The sequence below is a fragment of the Methanoculleus sp. UBA208 genome, assembly GCF_002498065.1.
Classification (GTDB): domain Archaea; phylum Halobacteriota; class Methanomicrobia; order Methanomicrobiales; family Methanoculleaceae; genus Methanoculleus.
In genome coordinates this window covers 13177-36231 of record NZ_DAFZ01000084.1, presented here as the reverse complement: position 1 = coordinate 36231, position 23055 = coordinate 13177, and the positions used below count along the sequence as shown (strand labels likewise).

Sequence of the window (23055 nt, the reverse complement as noted above, 5' to 3'; positions counted from 1 at the left end):
TCCGGTGGATGCGGCTGCGGCTGCGAAGGATCGACGGATACCCTCGTCGTCGAATGGCGGCATATCGGGAGCGATATCGAGCATACCTGCGAACTGTGCAGCGAGACCGGGAAGGCGATGAGAGAAACAGCCGATCGGATTCGTGCAGCCCTTGAAGATGCGGGCATCACGGTCAAATTCGTCGAGAACGTCCTTCCACACGATGCGATAGCAGACTCAAACACCATCCTCTTCAACGGCGTACCGCTCGAGAACCTCATCGAAGGCATGGAAGTTACCAGCACGCCCTGCGCCTCCTGTGCCTGTATCACCGGGCAGGATGACGTCGAGTGCCGTGCGGTCGATTACGGCGGCGAGCGTTACGAGTCGATCCCGCCCGAACTGATCGCCCGTGCGGTGCTGAAGGCGCTTGGGCTGGAGTGATCGTGGCGGAGACGCGCTCTCCGCCTGCACACACAACGTCGAAGTTGTCCCCGAGGCCGGAATAGCGAACGGCTTGCAGCCCGGCCGATAAGATGCACCTTTAATACTCTCTCCCTCAAACATATCGTTCGGGACGGAACGCCGTGATCAAAGAGAACAGTGACGACCCGTCGGCCGGTGGGCCGAACGTGATCGAGGTCGAGAGCCTCACAAAGACCTTCGGCGCCATAACCGCCGTGGACGGCATCTCGTTCGAGGTTCGCCGGGGCGAGATCTTCGGGTTCCTCGGGCCGAACGGCGCCGGGAAGACCACGACCACGCGGATGCTCACCGGCGTCGTCCCGATTGACGGCGGAAGCGTGAGGATCTTCGGGCATGATATCCAGAAGGAGCCGGTCCTGGCGAAACAGCGGTTTGGCGTCGTGCCCGAGACCTCGAACGCCTACGTCGACCTTACCGCGTGGCAGAACCTCATGCTGGTGGGGGACCTCTACGGGCTCGACCGCACCCGGGCAGAACGGCGCTCAAGCGACCTCCTCGAGACCCTCGGCCTCTCCGGGAGAAGTGACCAGAAAGTGAAGGGTTACTCGAAAGGCATGAAACAGCGGCTCATCCTCGCCATGGCGCTCCTCCACGAGCCCGACCTCCTCTTCCTCGACGAGCCGACGAGCGGGCTTGACGTGCAGAGCACGCAGATGATCCTCGTCCTTCTGCGCGAGTTGAACACGGACGGGACCACCATCTTTCTCACCACCCACAACATGGAGGAGGCGAACCGGCTCTGCGACCGCATAGGCATCATCCGGGCCGGCAAGATCGTCGCGATCGATGCTCCCGAGAGGCTGAAGACGGCGATCGACCGCATGCACCGGCTTGAGGTGAGCTTCGACCGGCCGGTGCCCGCCGACGCCCTCGCGGGGCTCGACGGCGTGGCCGGGGCAAGCCGGACGGGAGATGTGTGGCGGATCACCACGGGGAATCCGGACCTGACCATCAGGTCCCTGGTGGCCTTCAGCGGAGATCGCGGTGCGACGATCCTCACCCTAAACACCCTTGCCCCGTCGCTTGACAGGGCCTTCCTGCGGCTGACCGGGGAGGAGCAACCGTGAACCCGGCGGCGTACGGCGAGCAGGTGCGGCGGGCCTGGGTGATCGCGAGGAAAGACATCCGCGTCTACTACCTCAAGGGTCCGGTGCTCATCTTCGGGATCTTCATGCCGGTCTTCCTGTTCCTGGCATTCTTCCTGGGCGGCCGGCAGCTCCCTCTCGCGTTTCTCATCTCCGGACTTGTGGGAATGACCCTCTTCTTCACTTCGACCGCCGTTTCGCCGGCAATCTTCCCCTGGGAGGGTCAGGCAAGGACGCTCGAACGCCTTGCAGCCTGCCCGGTCACCGTCGAGGCGATCGTCCTCGGGGACATGATTGCTTCCACCCTCTTCGGGATCGGGGTCACGGCAATCACCCTCCTCATCGGGCTTGCGCTCGGCCTACCCCTCCTGCACGGCATCGTGCTTGGTTTTGGAATCCTCATTGCCGCATGCTGTTTCTCAGGCTTCGGCGTCCTCCTTGCCGTCCCCCCGACGAACCTGCCCTCGAATATCATGATGCTCTCCACCCTCCTGAAGTTCCCGCTCGTCTTCATATCCGGCATCTTCGTCCCCCTGGAGCAGATGCCGGCGTGGGGGCTCATGCTGGCGGCCTGCTCGCCGCTCACCTACTTCACGGACATTGTCCGCTACTCGTTCACCGGCGCACACTACTTCCCGGTCCCCATCGATATCGGGGCGCTCGCCGGGTTCACCCTGGTCTTCACCGCCGCCGCGATGCACCTGCACAGGCGGAGCATGCCGCGGAGGATCTGATCCGGTGCAGCGACAGGAAGATGTCGGGTCGGTGCCAACAGTGGAGGTGCACCATGAAGAAGGAACTCGTCATCGAATGGAGACACGCCGAAGGGAACGTCGAAAAGACCCCTGAAGAGTTCGAGGAGACCGGGATGACCCTTGCGGCGGTCCTCGCGGAGATCTGCATGCTCCTCGAGATGGAGGGGGTCGGCGTCCGGGTGGTCAAGACGGTCCTCCCCGACGATGCCGCCGCAGAGTCGGAGTGCCTCCTCTTCAACGGGATCCCGGTCGAGAAGCTCCTCGAAGGGGTCGAGGTGACCGCGACGGCCTGTGCCTGCGCATCATGTGAATCCTGCGAAACCTGCGGGGAAGAGGAGGCGGAGTGCCGGACGCTCCGCTACAACGGCGAGGAGTACGAGGCAATCCCGCCGGAACTGATCGGGCGGGCCGCCGCAAAAGCGCTCGAGATGGAGTGAGGCGGGGCGGGTTGCCGGTCCCCTTCTCATGTCGGGAGCCGCAGGTATCCTGAACGCCGGAGTGCGTGGCCCCGGTCCGTAGCGGGGTGGGGAAGACTTTTTCAATCCGGTTTCAATGTAATTTACTTAACATTAACATAAAGTTAAATGATTATTTTTAAATCAGCCTTTTTATCCCGATCCGGGCCTGCGGCATACAATTTTATAGGTTGGCGAGCCACTCTGCGCGCATGGCATCCCCGGCGGCATCTGAAGTCTACATCATCGACGCATCGGATCGCTACCACGCCGTTAAGACACTCTGGCGCGAGATCGGCCTTCCCCCCTTCGATGGGAAGGCCGTTGCGGTCAAGGCGAACTTCAACAGCGACGACCCGTTCCCCGCGACGACCCATCCCGATATGCTTGAAGCGGTCCTCGGACAGATCCGCGATGCCGGCGCCGGGACGGTCCGGCTCGGGGAGCGGAGCGGGATGGGGGAGACCCGCACGGTGCTGGAGAACCGGGGCGCCGTCGACGTGGCGGCCCGGTCGGGAGCGGAGGTGACGGTGCTCGACGGCCTTCCCACCGAGGGGTGGGAGGCAATCCCGCCGGACGGTCTCCACTGGGAGCGCGGGTTTCTGGTCGCCCGGCTCTTCCGGGAGGCCGATGCGGTGGTCCAGACCTGCTGCTTGAAGACCCACCGGTTCGGCGGGCACGTCTCCCTCTCCCTGAAGAACCTGGTGGGGGCCGTTGCCGCGAGAGACCCCGGGAACGGCTACAACTACATGGCGGAACTGCACGCCTCGACGCACCAGCGCAGGATGATCGCCGAGATCAACCGGTTCTGCCGCTGTGACGTCGCCGTCATGGACGCGACGGAAGGGTTTTCGACCGGGGGGCCCGAGCGGGGCACCCGTATCGCCCCGAACGTCATCCTCGCAAGCACCGACCGGGTCGCCCTCGATGCCGCCGGTATCGCGCTTCTCCGCCACTACGGCTCGACGCCGGATGTGATGCGGGGCCGGATATTTGCGATGGACCCGATCGCCAGGGCGGTGGAGCTCGACATCGGCGTTCGGTCGGCAGAGGATCTGCGGCTCGTCGCGCTCGACTCCGAGAGCAAAGACCTGGTCCTCGATCTGCGGCGGATCCTGGACGAGACCGCCTGAGGGTTAGAAGAAGAGGTGGTCGAGCAGGATCCGCAGACCGATCCCGACGAGGATCACCCCGCCGAGGATCTCGGCCTTCCGCCCGAATACCCGGCTAAAGGAGCTCCCCACGAGCACGCCGGCGGCGGAGAGGGCGAAGGTCACGATGCCGATCGTGACTGCGGGCCAGAGGATGGGGGTGTCCAGCACGGCGAACGTGACGCCGACGGCGAGCGCATCGATGCTCGTCGCCACGGCGAGCAGGAGGAGCATTGCCGCGCTCCCGGCGGCAAACTGCACGCTCTCGCCGTCTCCCCGCAAAGCCTCGGCGATCATCTTCCCGCCGATCAGGGCAAGCAGCAGGAAGGCGATCCAGGGGCCGCAGGACCCGATGAACGAGGTCAGGTTCACCCCACCGAGCCACCCGAGCACCGGCATCCCCGCCTGGAACCCGCCGAAGAGCGCGCCGATTATAACGGCCCATCGGCCCCGTTCCTCCCGCAGGGTGGCGCCTCCGCTGATCGAGACGGCAAACGCATCCATCGCGAGGCCGACGGCGATGAGGAGGGTTGTCGCGAACTCCATTGCTTCCAGAGAGATCCGACGCACTGCTGGATAACGCTATGGCCCGGCGGATGCTATAAAACGCTGGAGCGTCCTACCGATACGGAGAGATGATGGAGATGAGCACGCAAACGATCGGCCTCATCCAGACGGCGGTGAGCGAGGATGCCGGCCGCAACCTGGCCCGCACCCTCGAGATGGCGAGAGCGGCGATCGCGAAGGGTGCGCGGATCCTCTGCCTGCAGGAACTCTACCGGGCCCCCTACTTCCCGCAGTACGAGGATACGGACGCCTCCGCTTACGCCGAGACCATTCCGGGCCCCTCGACCGAAGCGTTCTCGGCGCTTGCCCGGGAGCACGGCGTGGTGATCGTCGTGCCGGTCTACGAGCGTGCCGAGTCGGGGGAGCACTACAACACCGCGGTGGTGATCGATGCCGACGGGCGGCTGCTTCCCGCCTATCGGAAGGTGCACGTCCCTTACGACCCGCTCTTCTACGAGAAGAATTATTTCCGGCCCGGCGACCGCTACCGGGTCTACGATACCCGGCACGGCCGGATCGCCGTGCTCATCTGTTACGACCAGTGGTTCCCGGAGGCCGCGAGGACGGTTGCGCTGCAGGGCGCGGAGATCGTCTTCTACCCGACCGCCATTGGCAGGATTGCGGGGGAGGAGCCTCCAGAGGGCGACTGGCGCGAGGCGTGGGAGACGGTGCAGCGCGGCCACGCGATAGCAAACAGCGTCCACGTCGCCGCCGTCAACCGGGTGGGCGACGAGGGGGACATCCGGTTCTTCGGGAGTTCGTTCGTCGCCGACGCCTTCGGGAACGTCCTTTCCCGGGCGAGCGAGACCGACGAAGAGGTTCTCGTCGTGGAGGTCGACCTCGCGGGAAACGAGGCCGTCCGGGAGGGTTGGGGATTTTTCCGGAACCGGCGGCCGGAGACCTACGGGGCGCTCACCCGGAGGTTCCTGCCGGGGAGGACCCCTGCGGGATCGGGCTACCGCATGCCGGCGGAGTGGGAGGCGCACGACGCCGTCTGGCTCTCCTGGCCTCACGACCGCGAGACGTTCCCCGACCTTGCGGCGGTGGAGGGGATCTACGTCGAGATCATCGCGGCGCTTCGCGGGTCGGAGACCGTCGACCTGCTCGTCACCGACGAGAAGATGCGTACCCGGATCGTGGCGATGCTGGAGGAGGAGGGCGTCGATACGGGGGGCGTCAGGTTCCATCCCGCCGATTACGCCGATGTCTGGTTCCGGGACTACGGGCCGGCGTTCCTGGTTAACCCCAGGACCGGGAGCCTCGCGATGGTGAACTGGATGTTCAACGCCTGGGGAGAGAAGTACACGGAACTCATGGGAGATACCCGGATCCCGCTCATCATGAACCGCGATCTGGAACTCCCCCTATTCACCCCCGGGATCGTCCTCGAGGGCGGCTCAGTCGAGGTGAACGGGTGCGGCACGGTGATCACGACGGAGGCGTGCCTCTTGAACCCGAACCGGAACCCGCACCTCTCCCGGGAGGAGATCGAGGCCTACCTCGAGGCCTACCTGGGCGCCGGCCACGTCATCTGGTTAAAGCAGGGCATCGCCGGAGACGACACCGACGGCCACATCGACGATATCGTTCGGTTCGTGAATCCGACGACGGTTCTGTGCGCTCTTGAGGAGAACGAGGACGACGAAAACTACGCCGTCCTGCAGGAGAACTACGAGATCCTCGCGGCATCAGCCGACCAGGACGGCAACCCCTTAACGGTCATCCCGCTCCCGATGCCGGGGAGGGTCGGCGGCGCGGAGAGGCTGCCGGCGAGTTACGCGAACTTTTACATCGGAAACACCGTCGTGCTGGTGCCGGTCTTCAAGCACCCGAACGACGAGATTGCCCTGGCACGGATCCGGCAGGCCTTCCCCGACCGGGAGGTCGTCGGGATCGACTGCACGGCGATGGTCGAGGGTCTCGGCGCGATCCACTGCATCAGCCAGCAGCAGCCGTCCGTCACCTCCCCCCGGGCAGAAGGCGCATCACGAGAGGAATGATGGCGTAAATCGCCGTGCTCCAGGTCCAGCCGGCGAGGGCGAGCAGAATCGCGACGACGGAGACGGCCGGGACCACCATCACCCGCTGGTTCCCGCGCTGGATGTCGGTTCCGGGGCGGATGAGCCGGCGGGTATGCGTGGCATACCGCCACTGTGCGGCAAAGAGCAGGCCGAGGGCAAGGAGGTTTACCTCGAAAGCGACCGCTGCGAAGGTCTCGCCCGGGTAGTCGCCGATGAGGGAGACGGAGAACGGGACCAGCGTGACGAACATGAGTGTTGCGATGTTGATCCAGAGGAACGTGCGGTCGATCTGCCGGAGCCGGTCCACCTGGGCATGATGGGCCACCCAGAAGGAAGCGAGGATGAAGAACGCGAGGAAGTAGTGGTAGACGGCAGGCAACTGGCCGGCAAGCATCGCCGCGATGACGGCGTCGGAGGGGTCGTGGACGCCTGCCGGGACGTCGAGGCTGAGCACCAGGAGGGTCATGGCAATGGCGAATATGCCGTCGGTGAGCGCCTCCGTCCGGTTCTTCGGGAATCCGGGCGGTGCTCCGGCCTCCCGGCCGGCGTCGTCTCTCTGCTCCATTGTTAACAATCCCTGGTTGGAGCGCCGGCCTGATAAGGAATGAGCATTTGCATCCGGGAGATCGGGACGGGATCACCAGCCGTTGCGGTGAACCCGCTCCCCGCGGTAGCGGTCGACCGGCGGAGGGCGGACGGCCGGGTGGCCGACGGTGACGAGAGCAAAAGATGCGACGCCGTCCGGGAGCGAGAAGAGGTTTGCAAACCCGAGCATCCGGTCGGCGTCCGGGTAGACGGCGGTCCAGACCGCGCCGAGCCCGAGGGCGTGGGCGGCGAGGAGGAGGTTCTCCGTCGCCGCGGCACAGGCCTGTATCGAAAAGTCGCGGTTCTCCGGGATACGGAGGTCGAGGCAGACGAGGATTGCCGCCGGTGCAGGGGGGCGGACCTCCGCGTAGGGGCTGATCGCCGGGATGCGGGAGAGGATCTCCGGGTCGTCGATGACGATGAAGTGCCAGGGTGGTTCGCCGCCGGCGTAGGGTGCCTGCATCGCGGCGGCGAGGAGTTGCCTCGCCGTTCCTCCCGGGACCGGGCGGTCGGTGTACTCCCGCACGCTCCGCCGGGTCATGATGGCTTCGAGCGTGTCCATCGTGCCGCCCTGTGGACGGCCCGCACCTTCAACCATTCCCCGGAACCGGTCTTCCCACCGGCATGAGGTAGAGCGGTGTTGTCTCCTCCGGGAGCGCGAGGACTTCCCTGACCGCGTCGTCGTCGAACGCCCCGATAGTGACGGTGCCGAGATTGATTGCCTCCGCCTGAAGATAGACGTTCTCTGCGGCGTGTCCGGCCTCCATGGAGACGTAGCGCATCCCCCGCTCCCCGTACTTCGCGGTCGTACGCTCGGGGACCGCGGCGATGACGATCGTTGCCGGGGCGTCGGCCACCGAGGTCTGGTTGACGGCCGCCTCCTGCAGGATGGCCCGCCGGTCCCCGTCGCCGACCCGGACGAGCAGGTGTTCTCCCGGCCGGTAGTGGTAGACCCCTGGTTCAAGGCCCGTGACGCTGCCGGCGACGAGGTAGACCTCCAGTGGGTAGAGGGCCCCGGCGGAGGGAGCGGTCCGGTAACCGCGTTCGTCCGTGACCCCCTGCGCCGCCCAGAGGACCTGCCCGGCGTCGTCTATGGTCAGCGGCACTTCGGCATAGACCCTGACCGACCGCCGTGCCGAGAGCGCCTCCTCGACGGAGACGTCGCCCTCGAATCCGGGTTCCGGGAGGGTGACGGCGTTCTGTGGCGGTGGCGGCGCGCTGTTCCCGCCGGGTGTCAGGGGGGTTCCGGCACAGCCTGCGGTGAGCACCGCTGCCAGCATTGCCGCGATGACGAAGCAGGTATGGTGACTCATCCGGTTCATGATATCGGGCTTCTTCCCCGGGTTCATGAAAGTATCGGAGCGCCCCAACCCCTATCGCTTCTTCTCCCGGCGAAGCCTGATGGACGAGAAGGGGAACTTCACGAAGTCCCGGAGGCCGCCTGCGGGGGAGAAGTTGCGCATATCCCGCCGGACCCCCGCGATGAGCTCGTCCACGACATCCTGCTCCTTCGCCTCTCCCTCCTCCTGCACCACTGCCAGGCGGTGGAGGGAGTAGAGGCCGAGGATGAAGGCGAAGAGGAAGAAGAACTCCCACTGCTGGATGTCGAGGGTGACGAAGACAAGTTCCTGCACCGGGTCTTTCCAGATCAGGGTCCAGATGAGCTCCCGCTCGGCGAAGAAGTCCACGAAAAGCCCGCCGAGGACCGGGGCGACGCCGGCGGCGACCGAGTTTGCGAAGGTGCTCGCTGCAAGGTAACTGGTCGCCTGACCCTGCGGCGCCATCTTCAGGCTGATGTTTCCCGAAGCGAGCGAGACTCCCGCGAGCGAGATTCCCATCAGGATGTGGATGAGGACGAGCAGCGGGTAGGTCATGATGTAGACGTTCGGGAGCGTGACGAACATCCATGCGAAGAGCGCGAGCATGAAAAGCGGCCCGCTCACCGCAAGAACCGACTTGTTGGAGTAGCGGTCGGAGACCCTGCCCCACGACCGGTAGAAGACGATGTTCATGACCTGGCTCCCGACGCTGAGGGCGACGACGACCGAGATGTCCAGACCGATCCTCTGCAGCATATAGACCGTGAAGAACGGCGACGCGAGGTTGACGGCGAAGTTCCACGACCCGAGGAAGACGATGAGGTTCTTGAAGTTGATATCTGCGAAAGGCTTTCTGATAACGGCGAGCAGGCCGTCCTCCCCGTCGTCGACAGCCATCCGGGGCTCGGGAGTGCGGGCGAGGAACGTGATACCGACGAGCCCGGCGATGAGCCCGAGAAGGAAGAGGACGGAGTAGCCGTAGGCTGCAAGGTCGGGGAAGGCGATCTCCCACGAATCGATGAAGAACCCGGCGGCGAGGCTGATGACGAGCGCAATTCCCGTGGAGAGGGTCAGCCGGCGGGAGAAGAAGTCGCCGAGCCGGTCCTGCGGTATCAGGTCCCGCATCCAGGAGTTCCACCCGCAGTGAGAGATCGCCGAGAACGATGCGTAAAGGGCAATCGAGGCGATGAGCGCGATTATTCCCTGCCCCGGTGAGAGGAAGAACGGTATCAGGATGATGGGTATCCAGCAGAGGCGCGCGGCGAACGACGCCGCCACGACCACGAGCCTCCTTTTACGCACGCGGTCGACGACGTAGATGGCGGGTATCTGCAGGAGCTCTGCGAGCGGCGGGATGGCGGCGAGCAGGCCGATGACGGTGTTGGACGCCCCGAGCTGCAGGGCGAAGGCTACGAGGAAGATGCCGCCGGTCAGCGTCACCATCGCCTGGGTGGCAAGGCCGTCCCTGATGACGAACTTTAAACCGTGACGGACCTCTTCTTCCGTCAGGCTCTCTTTTGTCTCGAAGATCGAGCGTCGCCTGCGTCCTCCTCTTATGCTCACGGAACCGTTCACCTCGAAGGATCGCCCGGCGGCACGCCAGGGAATCCCGCAGTACCGGGACTGCCGTAGCAGACTTTATGCCGAGCAACTTTTTGGAGCAATAGCGTATAAAAATGGAATTATATTAATCTGTTTGAATTAATTGCGCGTCTCTCCGGCACTGGCGCAGGGGAGGTCGCGGCCTCCGGACTGGTATGCCCGTTGCGGGAGTCCACAGCCCCTCAACTTCCCGACGACCACGGCGTCCTGAAGTCGGCGCAGAGCGTCAGGCCGCCGTCGACGTAGATGGTCTGCCCGGTGATGTAGGCGGCCTCGTCGGACGCGAGGAAGGCAAAGACCGCGGCAATCTCCTCGGGCTCTCCGGCACGCCCCATCGGGATGTGCCCCTCCACAAGCGCCCTCTTCTCGGGGTCGTCCATCCACTCCCGGTTTAGCGGGGTTCTAATCGCGCCGGGGGCGACCGTGTTGACCCGGATGCCCTGCCCGGCATACTCGAGCGCGAGCGTCTTCCCGAGGGACCCGAGTCCCGCCTTGCTCGCGACGTAGGGGGCGTACTGCGGTTTCGGGCTGGTCTCGTGAACCGAGGTGTTGTTGAGGATGATGCCCCCGCCCCCGCGGTCGAGGAAGTGCCGCACTGCCTCCCGGGCACAGAGGAACGCGCCCCGGAGGTTCACCGCGAGAACCCGGTCGTAGGCGTCCATAGCCATCTCGTGGGTCGGGCTCCCTGTCTGGATGCCCGCGTTGTTGACCAGGACATCGAGCCTTCCCCACGCCTTGAGAACTTCGCGGAATATGCGCTTCACGTCCTCTTCGTTTGCGACATCCCCCTGGACCAGCATCTCACGGCATCCTTTCTCGTGGACGATGCTGCAGGTCTTTTGGGCCTCCTCAAGCGTGATCTCCGCTTTCCTTTCGCTTGAATGATAGTTTATGGCCACGTTTGCCCCTTCGTTCGCGAACCTGATCGCCGTCGCCCGGCCGATGCCGGTCGAGCCGCCGGTGACGAGGACGTTCTTTCCTTCCAGCCGTTTCATACCGCCTCACCTTCCGGTGGTCCGGGCACCCCGCCCGTCCCGGCCCCCTGTGGTCGGGGTGGTTTATGAAGGTCTCGGGCGTGGCTCACCGCCACTCCTCGACGACCTTCCGGACAAGCGCCCGCCTCTCCGGCCTCCCGGCCGTGAGCACCCGGAACTTCTCCTCGTAGATGGGCTTGTCTACCGAGTAGAACGTCCCGAGCGGGATCGGCGCCTCCCGGTCGTAGTCCCACTCCCGGATCTTTCCTAGAGCGCTCTCGAACCGGCCGGCGTCGACCTCGCCCTCCTGCATCTCGTAGGCGTGCTCGTTGTAGTAGTCGGTCAGGTTGAAGTAGGTCGCGCAGATCTGGAGGACGTCGACGAACGAGAACCCCCTGTGCATGATCGCTTCCTTGAAGAGATCTTTCAAATGCCGGACCTTCTTCGTGTAGCCTCGCGCGATGTAGGTGGCCCCGGCGGCGAGCATGACTTCGAGGGGGTTTAAGGGGTGCTCCGTTATCCCGCCGGGGGTGGAGCGGCCCTTGAAGCCGGTGGGAGACGTCGGGGTGTACTGCCCCGTCGTCAGCCCGTAGACCCGGTTGTCATGGACGATGACGGTGATGTCGCTGTTCCGTTTGGCCGCGAAGATGAGATGGTCGAGGCCCTCGGCGTAGATGTCCCCGTCCCCGACGTGGCAGATCACTTTTAAATCCGGATTTGCGAGGCGTATCCCGGTGGCCGCCGGGACCGAACGGCCGTGGATGGCGTAGAGGCTGTTGACGTTTAAGTAATCGACCAGTTTCCCGTGGCACCCGATCCCGCCGAGGAGGACGAAGTTCTCGAGGGGTATCCCCCCCTCCTCCGAGAGTTCGGCGACGGCCGACTTCATCATGTGCTCGATCGAGAAGTTGCCGCACCCGGGGCACCAGGTGTTCTGCGCCGGGCTGATGAGCCCGCCGGCCAGCCGGCCGGGAGGCTGGTCCGGGGTCATGCGAAGACCTCCCCGAGCCGTGTCGCGAGTTCGTCGACCGCGAACGGCCGCCCGTCGTACTTCAGGACCGGCCTGCCGGGATCGAAGCCATGCTGCCGAAGGAGGCGGGCAAGCTGCCCGGTGGCGTTGTTCTCGACGCAGGCGATCCTGCCTGCCCCGATCATCGCCTCCTTCCATTGTCGGACGGGGAACGGCGAAAGGACGAGCGGCTGGACGACCCGTGCCCCGAACTCCTCGGCGGCCTCGATGCAGGCCCACTTCTGCGACCCCCAGCAGACGATCGTCATCCCGGAGTTCCGTGCTCCGTAGGTCTTCACCGCCGGGTAGGTGGCGAGCTCCGCCCCGAGGCTCTCGCCTTTCCGAAACCTCATCTCCTGCAGTTCAATGACCTCCTCGCTCTCTTCCGTCGTGAACCCGGCCTCGTCGTGGGCGTAGCTGCTCGCCTTGACGACGGCGCCTTCCCTTCCCGGGAAGGTGAGAGGCGATACCCCGCTCTCGGTCCGGGCATAGCGCCGGTACTCGCCCGCGCCGTCCCAGAGCACCGGTTCATGGTCCGGGGGCTCTGTGACGGCCCCGAAATCGAAGGAATAGGCACCTTCCGCGAGCGTCTTGTCGGTGAGGACGATCGCGGGGACCTGGTACCGCCAGGAGAGCATCAGCGCAGTCGCCGACCAGGCGTAGGCCTCCTCGAGGTCGCCCGGGGCGACGACGAACCGGGGAAACTCTCCCTGGCCTGCGTTCAGGACGAAGTGGAGGTCGGTCTGGGCGGTGTAGGTCGGCACCCCGGTGCTCGGGCCGGGCCGCTGCCCCATCACGATCGTCACGGGAATCTCCGACATCCCGGCAAGGGAGAGGCCTTCGGTCATCAGGCAGAATCCGCCGCCCGAGGTGCCGACCGCCGTCTTCTCGCCGGCGTAGGCAAGCCCGAGCGCCATCAGGATGACGCCGATCTCGTTTTCAGGGTGGATGACCCTGATCGAGAGGTCTTCGGCGCGGTTGGCAAGGAAGTGAAGAAGGCTCGACGACGGAGTCATCGGGTAGGCGACGTAGGTGTCCAGCCCCCCGTGGACGAGCCCGAGCCCCGCGGCCTCGTTTCCGGTCAGGACCGGGAGTGCCGGGGCATCAAGGGGTTCTACGGTGAAGACACCCTCCACGGCATCGTAGCCCCGCCCGGCGACCCGGAGGTTCGCCTCTAGGTGCTTTGCGGGGACGGTTGCGCGAAGGACGTCTTCGAGAACCTCCCGGCCGATACCCGCCACCCGGGCAAGCGTCCCGAGCATCGCGGAGTTTTTGGTGATCGGGGGCGCTTTCTCCTCTTTGACGATATCATCGAGCGGGAGGCCGTAGCCTTCCGCCTGCACAACCTGCGAGGCGTCGTAGACGACCGTCGTGCCGGCATGGAGCCTCTGGCGGTGGTTCTCGATGCTGTTCTGGTCGAAGGCGAGGAGGACGTCGACCCGGGTACGATGCGCCCCGACTATCCTGTCCGAGGCCCGGACGATCGCAAAGTTGTGCCCGCCCCGGATGAGCGAGGGGTAGTCGAAGTACATGTAGGTGCGGTAGCCGAGGCGGGAGAAGAGGCCGGCGATGGAGAGACCCGCCGTGTTGATGCCCTCGCCGGCCTTCCCGCCGATCAGTACGGAGTATTCGGCCATGGTGATCGGGCGTGGCGTAGATTGCCTGCGGGTATATAGGTTGTGTTGCTGGGTGCGACGTTCCAACGGAACGGAGCAGGAGAAACCCGTAGGGTTTCGACTTGCGACGGACAGCACGCCTGGAGAAACGTCGCACTTAGGAACGTCGTTACTCGCACCTGGCGGTGCTCAAACTCCGCCTGCCTTCGCACCTCTGGTGTTCATGCTCTGGGCGTCCCGTCCGTCGCACCCTGGCGTGGCACGCGTCGTTACTCGAAAACGCTTCGCGTTTTCTCGAACTCCTGCCGCTCGCGATGCTCGCGCCAGTCGTTCACCGTACGACCGGCGACGCCGTCTCGTCGAAGGGATTGCTCCGCAGCGCGAGCGAGAAGAGGTAAGGGTAGTTCCTCTGGAGGTACTCCATGTAGGCAAGCCACTCCCCGATGAGCCGGCCGTACACCCGCTCCACGTCCCCTGCGAGGTGTTCGATATCGCTTGCCGGGAGCGCAGCGAAGTCCCCCCGCCGCTCGAGTTCCTCGGTCAGGTGGAAGACCGCCCGCAGGAGGTCGGTGAACGACTCATGCTCCAGGAGGACGGGGTTCTCGAGCAGGCGGAGGAGGAAGGCCCGGCGTTCCGTGAGGTACCGGCAGAGAGCCAGCAGGTCCGCGGCATCGACGGCGACCCGGCAGCGGTGCTGCCGGAGGCGGTCACGCACCGCGGAGAAGATCTCCGGTGTCCAGGCGTCCGTCACGACCAGGTCCGGCCGGACCCCGGCGAGGTCCGGGTCGCGGTTCGAGAGGTAGGTGAGGAGCCCGGTGCCGACCTCCGAGAAGAAGGTGCCGATGACCATGTTCAGCTTATCCAGCCTCTCGCGCTTTGCCCGGACGCTCAGGAGCTGGTTTAAGATGAGGGTGACCAGGAGGACGTTCATCGGCAGAAACCCGAGGGCGTTGAAGATGTACTGGTAGGTGTTCTCGGGGTCGCCGAGCAGGAGGTATTTCACGCCGTAGATGGCGACCGAGACGGCAACCAGGACGATCCCGAGCCGTACTTCCCAGGTCCGGAGGCTGATGCGCATGATACGATCACGTACTTCCGGCGGAGAAATAAAGGTTGGGCACCGGGTGCCCCTCAGACCCGCAGGCGTGACGACCCGAGCGCCTTGATGGGTGCAGGAACCTTCCGCCGCCCTGCGATCTCGGCCTCGACCCAGGCGACCAGGTCGAGCAGGCCCGCCTCGATGGTGACTTCCGGCTCGTAGCCGAGAACCTCCCGTGCACGGCCGATATCTGCAAACCTGTGGCGTATATCCCCTATCCGGCCGATTCCCAGGATCTCCGGGGTGAGATGCTGCCGCCCGGTTATCGCCGCAAGGAGATCGGCGACGGTTCTAAACGTACAGGGCCGGCCGCTCCCGATGTTAAACGTCCCGCCGATAGCAGCCGGCGACTCCAGAGCCAGGCGGAAGGCGCGAACAGCATCGTAGACGCTCACGAAGTCACGCTGCTGGTAACCGTCCTCGAAGAGGCGCACGGGAAGACCCTGGAGCAGGCGGGACGCGTACTCGGTCAGCATGCCGGAGTACGGGCTGGTATACCCCTGGTGCGGGCCGTAGACGGAAAAAAGCCGGAGAACGGTCGTCGGGATGCCGTACGACTCCCCGATCAGCCCGCACATCTCCTCCTGGTCGTACTTGGAGATGGCGTAGACCGAGAGCGGCGACGGCTCCTTCGTCTCCGGTGTGGGAAGGGGGTAGATCACCTCACCTTCGGGGCTCCGGGGTTCCCAGTCCCCTCTTGCCGTCCGGTCGGGAGAGCGCCGGATCTTCGGGTAGGTGGTGCCGTTGTACGAGCAGTATAAGCCTTCCCCGTAGACTGCGCTGCTCGAGGCGACGATGAGCCGCTCGATGGGATGATCGAGTAAGGCCTCGAGGAGGACGGCGGTTCCGGACGTGTTGACGCTCATGTATTTTTCGAGCCGGTACATGCTCGACCGCTCCCCGACGACCGCGGCCAGGTGAATGACGGCGTCGGCCCCGTCGAGTGCCTCCCGCAGCCGGTGCGGGTCCCGGACATCCCCGACGACGACTTCGGCCCGCCGGTCGAGATGGCCGGGCCGGTGCCGCTCCGGGCCGTGCACCCGTGGCGTCAGGTTGTCGAGGATGCGGACTCCATAACCGTGCTGCAGTAACTCCGTTGCGAGGTGCGACCCGATGAATCCTGCTCCACCGGTGATGAGAATGGTCGGATTGGTATCCCTATGCATGGTATATCAGGCACACCTGATGCACTCTTCGCATTAAATATTATCGCGAACAGAGAATATTAATAAAAAAGGTTTGTTTGGGGTATTTGTGCCTTCTGAGGTTGTTACACGACACCTGCCCGCCGTTTGGGACGCGATATGCGGCCACCGGGGGGGGATTCGCCTCTCTGTACCGCCTCGTGCTCACGAGTCGAGGACTGCTTCGGCAGCGTCGCGGTAGGCCCGCATCACGTATGGGATGCCGGAGACCGCTTCCGCCTCCTCGGTCAGGGCCATCAGGTCGCCCCGGGAGATCGACTTGAGGCCGAAGTTCCGGCTGCCGGCCATGACCTGCTGGAGTCCGGTCCTGAACTTCTGGGCGTAGGTGTAGATGCCGAGCGCTCCGAGCGGGATCTCGTTGATCCGGCCGGGGTACTTCTCCTTGAGTTCCTCGTAACAGACGAAGATCTCCTCGACGCTGCTGCCGTACTTCGAGACGGTCTTGGGGAGTTCGCCGTTTGCAAGCCACTTCTCGATGTTCTTCCCGACCATGCCGGGGATCATCAGGCCGCGGCCCATGCAGACGGCCTTGACGTAGGGGCTGCCCATGGCGATCGCCTTGAAGGCGTTTGCCTCGTCGGAGAACCCGCCCGCGATCGCGAGGTCCGGGACGCGGATGCCCCGGGCTTTCAGCCGCTCGGCGAACTGGTAGGCGAGGGACTCGATGTAGAAGGTCGGGATACCCCATTCGTTCATCATCGGCCAGGGGCTCATTCCCGTGCCGCCGGGTGCGCCGTCGATGGTGAGGAGGTCGATCTTCGCTTCGGCGCTGTAGCGCATTGCCATCGCGAGTTCGACGGCCGAGTAGGCGCCGGTCTTGAGGGTGACCCGCTTGAACCCGATGTCGCGGAGCCGGTCGACTTCTTCGAGGAACCCTTCACGGGTGACGAACCCGAGACGGGAGTGCCGCTCGAACTCCTTTATGGCGCCGTCCTTGAAGGCTGCCTGCACCTCGGACGACCTGGGGTCCGGGAGGACGATGTAGCCGCGATCTTTGAGCTGGTTCGCCCGGTCGAGGCTGCCGACCTTGATCTCGCCGCCGATGCACTTTGCGCCCTGTCCCCACTTCAGCTCGATCGTCTCCAGGTTGTGCTTCGAGGAGACATACTCCGCGGTTCCAAGCCGCGTGTCCTCCACGTTCAGCTGCACCAGAAGTTCGCCGTATCTGTCGTGAAACTTCCTGTAGATCTCGATCCGGCGATCCATCTCGGGCGACCTGCTGACCTTGCCGTTGTGGTCGAGCTCCAGCTTCGGGTCGACGCCGCAGACGTTCTCACCGCAGACGAGGGTGATGCCCGATATGGCGGCCCCGATGGCGAAGTGCTCCCAGTTGGCCCTGGCGATCTCGGTCGACCCGAGCGCTCCGGTGAAGATGGGAACCCGCATCGGCACTTTGATGTCCCACCCGTACTCGGTCCTGGTGTCTACTTCCGAGAACACCGCGGTGTCGGGGTTGGCCTCGACGCCTTCAGGGAGCCCCTTCGCACCCTGCGCGTAGCCCTGGATGTTCAGGTGCGAGTAGTCGATCGGGTAGTTTTTGTCAGCGCCGGCCGTGATCTCGCCGAACGGGCCGGGATAGAGGACTTCTCTGCCCCGGAAGGAGGAGAGCCAGATCTCGCAGCTTCCCTTGCAGCCGTCGACACACCGGGTGCAGATGCCCGACATGGGCACGACGTCCCGGGAGCGGTTGGTCGTTCCCGTTGCTTCGTTAGCATTAGGTCTTTTTAGATTCATTTCTGTACCTCTATGGGTCTAGATAGAAGTTTCCTTCTCGCAATCATAAACGTTGCGCATTTTAGCGTATGGGTCGCCAACCCGCCTGGGGCATTTACTGCCTTCGTTGCACTATTTATCTGTTCTGAGTGCGATTTTCTCAAGCCCGCCGTTCCAGCGGCAATGACCGGTATTTATAATGCTGGATGCCGGGATACGCCGCATATGTGACGAAAGGGTGAAATACCTTGATGTGTATGAATGCTTTATGAACTTCAGGTTGCTACCTGCTTTGATTGTGCTTCTGCTCGCATTTTCGTTCTTTGCCGCCTGCACCGGCTCCGAAGAGCCCGCCGGACCGACCCCGAGGGAGACGGCGGTGATCACGGCAACACCTGCGCCCACGACAACCGGGGTCTCGCTTACGCCCGGCCCGACGCAGACGATGCCGCCGGGAAAGGAGGTTGAGTTCCAGCTTACGGGCGGATACCCCTCGCGGGTTACGAACGATCTGTACATCGCGTTCAGCGGCGGGAAAGGCCAGGACTTCGTAACGAGCATCGACGTACGCGTAACCAAGTCGACCGGGGAGGTCATCACCGAGACGATGCAGCCGATCCGCGGCGACGAAATTATCATTCATAACGCAAAAGGGGAGAACCGGGTTGAGATAACCGTCGCTCTCGTCACGGGCGGCTCCTACAAGGTTAAAGACCAGATTGTAGAGGTCCCCTGATCCCCACGCTCTCTTTTTTGACCGGCCGACCCGAGTACTGCCGGAGTTTTCAATCCCCCCTCATCGTTTGGCGGCGTGAGCGGACAGGAGAACCCTGCTTCACGCTCGCTCCACACTCCACCGTATGAGCAGGCCGTCATCGATCCGCTCGGCATCGATGAGCGCGAGCCGTGGAAAATCCTCTTCCCGGAGAAAACCGGTGCCGTCGGCGGGCGTGGGGGCATCCTTTCCGCCGATGACGATGCTGCCGACGAACGTCTGGATTTCGTCGACGAGCCCCTGCTCAAAGAGCGCCCAGATCAGGGTCCCGCCTCCCTCGACCATCAGGCGCCGGACACCCTGCCGGTGCAGTTCCTCAAGCAGGGCGGAAAGATCGACGGTCTCGTCGCCGGCGGTGACGACGGCAGCATGCTGCCGGAGGCTCTCCACCGTTCCGGGGGATGCCCTGCGTGAGACGGCAACGATACGCTTCCCGGTCCCCTTGTGGAGGATGTCCGCATCCGGAGGGGTCCTTCCCGCACTGTCCACCACGACACGAACGGGATTCTCGTCCTTTCCGGACGCTCTCCGCCCGGCCCGGAGTTCCGGGGACTTGACGGTGAGCGAGGGGTTGTCGGCGAGCACGGTGCCGATGCCGACCATAATGGCATCGCTCTCCGCCTTGATCCGGTCGACCCGTGAGTAATCTTCGCTCCCCGAGATTCTCACCTGCCGCCGCTCTTTCGTTGAAATCTTCCCGTCGGCACTCATGGCGACGTTGACGAAGACGAACGGGCGCATATTCTAGGGTTATACGACGATCCTCATATATACTCTCCTCCCGGACGGTACGGGGCCTGCCACGCCCCTCGGCCCACCTCTCCGAGAACCGGGGGAAATTTTCGGCATCTTTCCCGGAAACTCCAAGAATTATACTTCATTTTTGGAAATATTATTTATTTCTCGCCACAGGATTTCGAATACTATATATAGATCCCCCGGGATATTTTTCTGTATCCCGTATGTCTCCAAACCGGTGCCCCTTCAGTTATTTCCGGGAAGACCTCTTTACCGAGACGGATATCGTCAAAATGATCGTGGTGGTTTCATTTTCGGCGGTATCGCTCATGCTGACGGCTGTTGCACCGGATTACAACGCTTACATTGTTTCCCCCCTGATCTACTGCATTCCCATACTCCTTGTCGCCTTCTGGTTTCCCCGGCAGGGGCTCCGGGTGACCGCACTCCTGGTCGTCGGGTTTGTACTCATCCGGGCATACCTGTCGATCCTCGGCTTCATCGTAGATCCGGTGATGACTGGGTTGCACACGGCGATCTTCCTCTGGGTCTTCGGGGCCACGACCCTCTTCTCGCAGGACACCCGTATGATTGCTTTCCGGTGCAGGCAGATCGTCGAGGATACCCGCGACGCAAAGTTCCTCTGCGACCCCGAAACACTCAGGCTGGTCTGCGTCAGCAGACAGTGTGCCGACATACTCGGTTACACGCCCCAGGAACTCGTCGGCATCCCGGTGGAGAAGTTCTGGGCGGATGAGGCCGGTAAGGCCTGGTTTGTCGAGGAGATGAAGCGGGAGAGTTACATCGGGAACGCTGAGGTGGCTTTGCGCACACGGGACGGCGATGCCCGGGTGGTCCTCCTCTCCTGCCGTGTTCTGCCCCTCGAGAACCTCTTCGAGTGCACGTTTGTGGATACCGGCAGACTCCGGGACGAGCACGAAGACCTCGTCCAGTCGAACGGACGCCTGATGGAACTCATCCGGCAATCAAACGATATCTTCTTCATGCAGGACGCTACGGGTCGTATCCTGCACTTCTCCTGGTTGCGTGCCCCCGAGCACGGGATATCTCCCGACGAGATCGTCGGACGCGGTGTGGATGCCCTCCTGCCCGGCGATCTTGCTGCGCAACACATGGAGCAGGTCCGCAGGGTGATCCGGGAACGGAAGAACGCCTGTTACGATCTCGATGTGGAGATAGCAGGTGCGCGACATACCCTATCCGTCACGATCGCTCCCTATACCGGGGTGGACGGCGTCCTCATCGGCGTCGTGGGGTCCGCACGCGATACCACTGAGATGCGGCGGCAGAGGCTTGCCTGCAGGCAGATGTCCTGGGAGGTTGACCAGTGGAAGGGGCTCGTCACCACCCTCTCTCACGAACTGCGCACGCCGCTGCAGCCGCTTATCGGATATCTCCAGATAATCGTCGAGGACCCCGGACACTATGGTCTCACGGAGGAGACGGAGACACTCATCAGGACCTGCCTTGAGTGCGCCGGGCAGGAGCAGGCGGTGGTAGAGAGGGTGGTCGAGTTGAGTCTGCTTACAATGGACTGCGTCGACCTGACCATTCAGGACGTACCTCTCCGCCAGCTCGTCGGGTCCGTCATCTCCGGCGGTGAATACGATAAAAAGGCTCAAATTTTTAACGAAATACCTGAAACGGTCCGCATCTGGGGAGATCCCGATCGCCTTTACCTGGCGGTGGAGAGTCTGGTATCGAATGCGGTTAAGTATAATGAACCACCAGAGAAAGTATGGATCCGTTATGCAGGATCAAATGAAAATCATTATATCATGGTGTGCGATAATGGCATCGGTATCCCGGAGGATATCGTTGACGCGATCTTCAGGCCGTTCTACATCGGGGAAGCCGAGAAGAAGGGGCGCAAAGGCGGCAGAACCGGGCTGGGGCTCTCGATTGCAAACAAGTATGTCCTGCTGCATGGAGGAGAAATAACGGTGACGAGTGTGGTGGGCGAAGGAAGCACCTTCACCATCAGGATACCAAGGGAGGTATGAGTTTTGGGAAACAAAATCATGGTCGTTGACGACGACCTGCCGACGCTGGAAGTAATAGAACTGCTGCTTAAAAAGATCAATAGAGAACCACTTCTGGTTCACAACGGGTGGGATGCCCTGCGTGCCATCAAGAAAGAGAAGCCCGCACTCATCATCCTCGACGTGATGATGTCCCCCATAGACGGATGGCAGTTCCTGGAGGAACTGAAGCGGAATGATGAGTTCAAAGACATCCCGGTCCTGCTCTTTACCGCGAAGCACGTCTGGCCCGAGGAATACTCGAGGTATGCGGACGACATCGTCGGTGTCCTGGAAAAGCCCATCTCGCTTGCCGAGTTGAAGACTGCGCTGGAGAGAGCCCTCCCCCGGGACGCCTCTTCTCGCACGGATGACGACGCTCACCGTACCCCCCAGATCCGCAGCGGGTAATCTCTTTCAGGATATGCACCGGTCGGCTTCTGCTGCTGGACAACCTGCCCCCCACCGAAAGGCATTTTATCGGCTGGATGTGTATTAGGCAGTGGAACTCTCATGATCGTTACGGATCTCCCGGGATACCCTTCTCTCAAGGAATACCAGCGGATCGTGGGCAGAAAGCAATTTGCAGCTATCGAGGAGCTTGCCGACCGCCTCTCGGGTGCCAGGCTCCAGGAGATAAACTCGACCCGCTACGGGGGAGGCGTCTCGGAGATTCTGATATCATACGTCCCGTTCCTCAACGCACTCGGCCTCGAGACGACCTGGAGTATCATGGAGGCCGAACCGGAGTTCTTTGACGTCACGAAGACGCTCCATAACTTCCTCCAGGGCCGGGACGGGTTCTCGCCGTCGATGGTCGAGACCTACTGGGAGGCGCAGCGGCAGAACGAAGGGCTGATCGAGGACGATGCCGACGTCGTGACCGTCCACGATCCCCAGCCGCTCGGTCTCGTCGAGTTCCTGACGGCCCGGGAACTCGAGCGGAAGAGGCTGCTCTGGCGGTGCCACGTCCAGCTGGAGACGGTTCCCACGCAGACCGTAGGAAGCATCGGGAATATCTTACGAAGGCTCGTCGAGAAGTATCACGCAAGCGTGTTCTCCAGTTTCCAGTATCTCCCCCTCTGGAACGTGCCGAGTTTCATCATCCCGCCGTTCATCGACCCTTTATCCGAGAAGAACCGCGACCTCCCCCGGGCAGAGATCGACGCTACGTTAGAGAAGTACGGTATCGACCCGGAAAAGCCGATCGTCACCCAGGTCTCCCGGTACGATGTCTTCAAGGACCCGGTCGGCGTCATCCAGTCGTTCAAGAAGGTCCGCCAGAAGACCCCCTGCCAGCTCGTCCTCGTCGGCGGACGGGCATGCGACGACCCGGAGTGTTTCCTTGTCCTGCGCGAGGTCCGCGAGACCGCCGAGGACGATCCCGATATCCATATCCTCGACCTCCCGCCGGACAGCCACCGGGAGATCAACGCGCTCCAGCGGGCGTCGGACGTGATCGTCCAGAAGTCCATAAAAGAAGGGTTCGGACTGACGGTGACCGAAGGACTCTGGAAGGGAAAACCCGTGGTCGCCGGGAACGTCGGCGGCATACCGCTCCAGATCCGCGACGGCTGGAACGGCTACCTGGTCTCGACGATCCAGGAGACCACCGACCGGATCCTCCACCTCCTCCGGCACCCGGAGAAGGCCGAGGAGATGGGAGCACGGGGCAGGGAGTTCGTGCGGGAGTATTACCTCCTCCCCCGGGGCGTGCAAGACCGCCTCACCGTCATCGACCAGGTGGTCAACGGCAGGATAACAGCCCGGGACAGCGTCATCTGCTACCACCCGCAGGTGGTGACGACCCGGATGGCCGGGTGCGCGGCCTGGTACTGATGAGTGATCGCCCCGTGCCCGGCTCTACACGTATCCCGGC

The 23055-nt window shown here is 63.4% G+C and carries 22 protein-coding genes; 10 read left to right on the top strand and 12 right to left on the bottom strand.

All coding sequences use genetic code 11. From position 1 onward, the window contains the following. The 5 genes from BRA62_RS09035 to BRA62_RS09015 form a co-directional block, all read left to right on the top strand. Positions 1-423: DUF2703 domain-containing protein (locus tag BRA62_RS09035; protein WP_292366240.1), on the top strand; the 423-nt coding region annotated here is incomplete at its 5' end. A 143-nt stretch (positions 424-566) separates the two neighbouring features. Beyond that, the gene (locus tag BRA62_RS09030; RefSeq protein WP_292366239.1) at positions 567-1532 is read left to right on the top strand and encodes an ABC transporter ATP-binding protein; all 966 of its coding nucleotides are present in this window, start codon (positions 567-569) and stop codon (positions 1530-1532) included. Then, the gene (locus BRA62_RS09025; protein ID WP_292366238.1) at positions 1529-2284 is read left to right on the top strand and encodes an ABC transporter permease; all 756 of its coding nucleotides are present in this window, start codon (positions 1529-1531) and stop codon (positions 2282-2284) included. The genes BRA62_RS09030 and BRA62_RS09025 overlap by 4 nt, the downstream gene beginning before the upstream one ends. A gap of 53 nt (positions 2285-2337) precedes the next feature. Then, positions 2338-2742 (top strand): DUF2703 domain-containing protein, encoded by a 405-nt coding sequence (locus BRA62_RS09020; protein ID WP_292366237.1) that lies wholly within the window; start codon positions 2338-2340, stop codon positions 2740-2742. 230 nt (positions 2743-2972) lie between these two features. Then, the gene (locus tag BRA62_RS09015) at positions 2973-3893 is read left to right on the top strand and encodes a DUF362 domain-containing protein (RefSeq protein WP_292366236.1); all 921 of its coding nucleotides are present in this window, start codon (positions 2973-2975) and stop codon (positions 3891-3893) included. Between the two features lie 3 nt (positions 3894-3896). On the opposite strand, the gene BRA62_RS09010 is transcribed toward BRA62_RS09015, so the two are convergent. Next, positions 3897-4457, bottom strand: coding sequence for a manganese efflux pump MntP family protein (locus tag BRA62_RS09010; protein ID WP_292366235.1), 561 nt, complete (start codon positions 4455-4457; stop codon positions 3897-3899). A 92-nt stretch (positions 4458-4549) separates the two neighbouring features. Here BRA62_RS09010 and BRA62_RS09005 point away from each other — a divergent pair, with 92 nt between their 5' ends. Then, positions 4550-6478, top strand: coding sequence for an agmatine deiminase family protein (locus BRA62_RS09005; RefSeq protein WP_394339996.1), 1929 nt, complete (start codon positions 4550-4552; stop codon positions 6476-6478). Here the strand turns inward: BRA62_RS09005 and BRA62_RS09000 are convergent. The 10 genes from BRA62_RS09000 to BRA62_RS08955 all read right to left on the bottom strand — a co-directional run bounded on the left by BRA62_RS09000 (position 6438) and on the right by BRA62_RS08955 (position 17642). Continuing rightward, positions 6438-7064 (bottom strand): TMEM175 family protein, encoded by a 627-nt coding sequence (locus BRA62_RS09000; RefSeq protein WP_292366233.1) that lies wholly within the window; start codon positions 7062-7064, stop codon positions 6438-6440. The two genes, BRA62_RS09005 and BRA62_RS09000, sit on opposite strands and share 41 nt — an antisense overlap. A 72-nt stretch (positions 7065-7136) precedes the next feature. Continuing rightward, positions 7137-7682: a nitroreductase family protein gene (locus BRA62_RS08995; RefSeq protein ID WP_292366232.1), complete on the bottom strand. Its 546-nt coding sequence runs from the start codon at positions 7680-7682 to the stop codon at positions 7137-7139. Beyond that, positions 7675-8406, bottom strand: coding sequence for a SagB/ThcOx family dehydrogenase (locus BRA62_RS08990; RefSeq protein WP_292366231.1), 732 nt, complete (start codon positions 8404-8406; stop codon positions 7675-7677). The genes BRA62_RS08995 and BRA62_RS08990 overlap by 8 nt, the downstream gene beginning before the upstream one ends. Before the next feature lie 51 nt (positions 8407-8457). Continuing rightward, on the bottom strand, positions 8458-9966 hold the full coding sequence (locus tag BRA62_RS08985; RefSeq protein WP_292366230.1) for an MFS transporter: 1509 nt from the start codon (positions 9964-9966) through the stop codon (positions 8458-8460). A gap of 221 nt (positions 9967-10187) precedes the next feature. Continuing rightward, a complete protein-coding gene (locus BRA62_RS08980; protein ID WP_292366229.1) occupies positions 10188-11000 on the bottom strand; it encodes a glucose 1-dehydrogenase in 813 nt (270 codons plus the stop codon). Positions 11001-11085: 85 nt separating this feature from the next. Further along, entirely contained in the window at positions 11086-11970 is an 885-nt protein-coding gene (locus BRA62_RS08975; RefSeq protein WP_292366228.1) for a thiamine pyrophosphate-dependent enzyme, read from the bottom strand. Next, positions 11967-13625, bottom strand: coding sequence for a 2-oxoacid:acceptor oxidoreductase subunit alpha (locus tag BRA62_RS08970; protein WP_292366227.1), 1659 nt, complete (start codon positions 13623-13625; stop codon positions 11967-11969). The genes BRA62_RS08975 and BRA62_RS08970 overlap by 4 nt, the downstream gene beginning before the upstream one ends. Positions 13626-13935: 310 nt before the next feature. After that, a complete protein-coding gene (locus BRA62_RS08965) occupies positions 13936-14682 on the bottom strand; it encodes a hypothetical protein (protein ID WP_292366226.1) in 747 nt (248 codons plus the stop codon). A 53-nt stretch (positions 14683-14735) separates the two neighbouring features. After that, on the bottom strand, positions 14736-15869 hold the full coding sequence (locus tag BRA62_RS08960; RefSeq protein WP_292366225.1) for an NAD-dependent epimerase/dehydratase family protein: 1134 nt from the start codon (positions 15867-15869) through the stop codon (positions 14736-14738). 183 nt (positions 15870-16052) lie between these two features. Beyond that, the gene (locus BRA62_RS08955; protein ID WP_292366224.1) at positions 16053-17642 is read right to left on the bottom strand and encodes an FMN-binding glutamate synthase family protein; all 1590 of its coding nucleotides are present in this window, start codon (positions 17640-17642) and stop codon (positions 16053-16055) included. Positions 17643-17919: 277 nt separating this feature from the next. Between BRA62_RS08955 and BRA62_RS08950 the strand changes: the two genes are divergently transcribed. Further along, entirely contained in the window at positions 17920-18357 is a 438-nt protein-coding gene (locus BRA62_RS08950; protein ID WP_292366223.1) for a hypothetical protein, read from the top strand. 99 nt (positions 18358-18456) lie between these two features. Here BRA62_RS08950 and BRA62_RS08945 read toward each other — a convergent pair whose 3' ends face one another. Beyond that, the gene (locus tag BRA62_RS08945; protein WP_292366222.1) at positions 18457-19137 is read right to left on the bottom strand and encodes a 2,5-diamino-6-(ribosylamino)-4(3H)-pyrimidinone 5'-phosphate reductase; all 681 of its coding nucleotides are present in this window, start codon (positions 19135-19137) and stop codon (positions 18457-18459) included. A 221-nt stretch (positions 19138-19358) separates the two neighbouring features. On the opposite strand from BRA62_RS08945, the gene BRA62_RS08940 reads away from it, so the two are divergent. The 3 genes from BRA62_RS08940 (at position 19359) to BRA62_RS08930 (ending at position 23015) form a co-directional block, all read left to right on the top strand. Next, positions 19359-21158 carry a sensor histidine kinase gene (locus tag BRA62_RS08940; protein WP_292366221.1) on the top strand — a complete coding sequence of 600 codons (1800 nt, stop codon included), beginning with the start codon at positions 19359-19361 and terminating at the stop codon, positions 21156-21158. Positions 21159-21161: 3 nt separating this feature from the next. Then, positions 21162-21587, top strand: coding sequence for a response regulator (locus BRA62_RS08935; RefSeq protein WP_292366220.1), 426 nt, complete (start codon positions 21162-21164; stop codon positions 21585-21587). Positions 21588-21689: 102 nt separating this feature from the next. Continuing rightward, positions 21690-23015 (top strand): glycosyltransferase, encoded by a 1326-nt coding sequence (locus tag BRA62_RS08930; RefSeq protein ID WP_292366219.1) that lies wholly within the window; start codon positions 21690-21692, stop codon positions 23013-23015. The last annotated feature ends 40 nt before the right edge of the window (positions 23016-23055 follow it).

Excerpts from the sequence above, each read along its gene's own strand:
- BRA62_RS08930 (WP_292366219.1), top strand. The coding sequence starts at position 21,690 with ATGATCGTTACGGATCTCCCGGGATACCCTTCTCTCAAGGAATACCAG.
- BRA62_RS08975 (WP_292366228.1), bottom strand. The coding sequence starts at position 11,970 with ATGACCCCGGACCAGCCTCCCGGCCGGCTGGCCGGCGGGCTCATCAGC.
- BRA62_RS08995 (WP_292366232.1), bottom strand. The coding sequence starts at position 7,682 with ATGGTTGAAGGTGCGGGCCGTCCACAGGGCGGCACGATGGACACGCTC.
- BRA62_RS08970 (WP_292366227.1), bottom strand. The coding sequence starts at position 13,625 with ATGGCCGAATACTCCGTACTGATCGGCGGGAAGGCCGGCGAGGGCATC.
- BRA62_RS09005 (WP_394339996.1), top strand. The coding sequence starts at position 4,550 with ATGGAGATGAGCACGCAAACGATCGGCCTCATCCAGACGGCGGTGAGC.
- BRA62_RS08980 (WP_292366229.1), bottom strand. The coding sequence starts at position 11,000 with ATGAAACGGCTGGAAGGAAAGAACGTCCTCGTCACCGGCGGCTCGACC.
- BRA62_RS08990 (WP_292366231.1), bottom strand. The coding sequence starts at position 8,406 with ATGAACCGGATGAGTCACCATACCTGCTTCGTCATCGCGGCAATGCTG.
- BRA62_RS09020 (WP_292366237.1), top strand. The coding sequence starts at position 2,338 with ATGAAGAAGGAACTCGTCATCGAATGGAGACACGCCGAAGGGAACGTC.
- BRA62_RS09000 (WP_292366233.1), bottom strand. The coding sequence starts at position 7,064 with ATGGAGCAGAGAGACGACGCCGGCCGGGAGGCCGGAGCACCGCCCGGA.
- BRA62_RS08940 (WP_292366221.1), top strand. The coding sequence starts at position 19,359 with ATGTCTCCAAACCGGTGCCCCTTCAGTTATTTCCGGGAAGACCTCTTT.
- BRA62_RS08955 (WP_292366224.1), bottom strand. The coding sequence starts at position 17,642 with ATGAATCTAAAAAGACCTAATGCTAACGAAGCAACGGGAACGACCAAC.
- BRA62_RS09015 (WP_292366236.1), top strand. The coding sequence starts at position 2,973 with ATGGCATCCCCGGCGGCATCTGAAGTCTACATCATCGACGCATCGGAT.
- BRA62_RS09010 (WP_292366235.1), bottom strand. The coding sequence starts at position 4,457 with ATGGAGTTCGCGACAACCCTCCTCATCGCCGTCGGCCTCGCGATGGAT.
- BRA62_RS08965 (WP_292366226.1), bottom strand. The coding sequence starts at position 14,682 with ATGCGCATCAGCCTCCGGACCTGGGAAGTACGGCTCGGGATCGTCCTG.
- BRA62_RS08945 (WP_292366222.1), bottom strand. The coding sequence starts at position 19,137 with ATGCGCCCGTTCGTCTTCGTCAACGTCGCCATGAGTGCCGACGGGAAG.
- BRA62_RS08960 (WP_292366225.1), bottom strand. The coding sequence starts at position 15,869 with ATGCATAGGGATACCAATCCGACCATTCTCATCACCGGTGGAGCAGGA.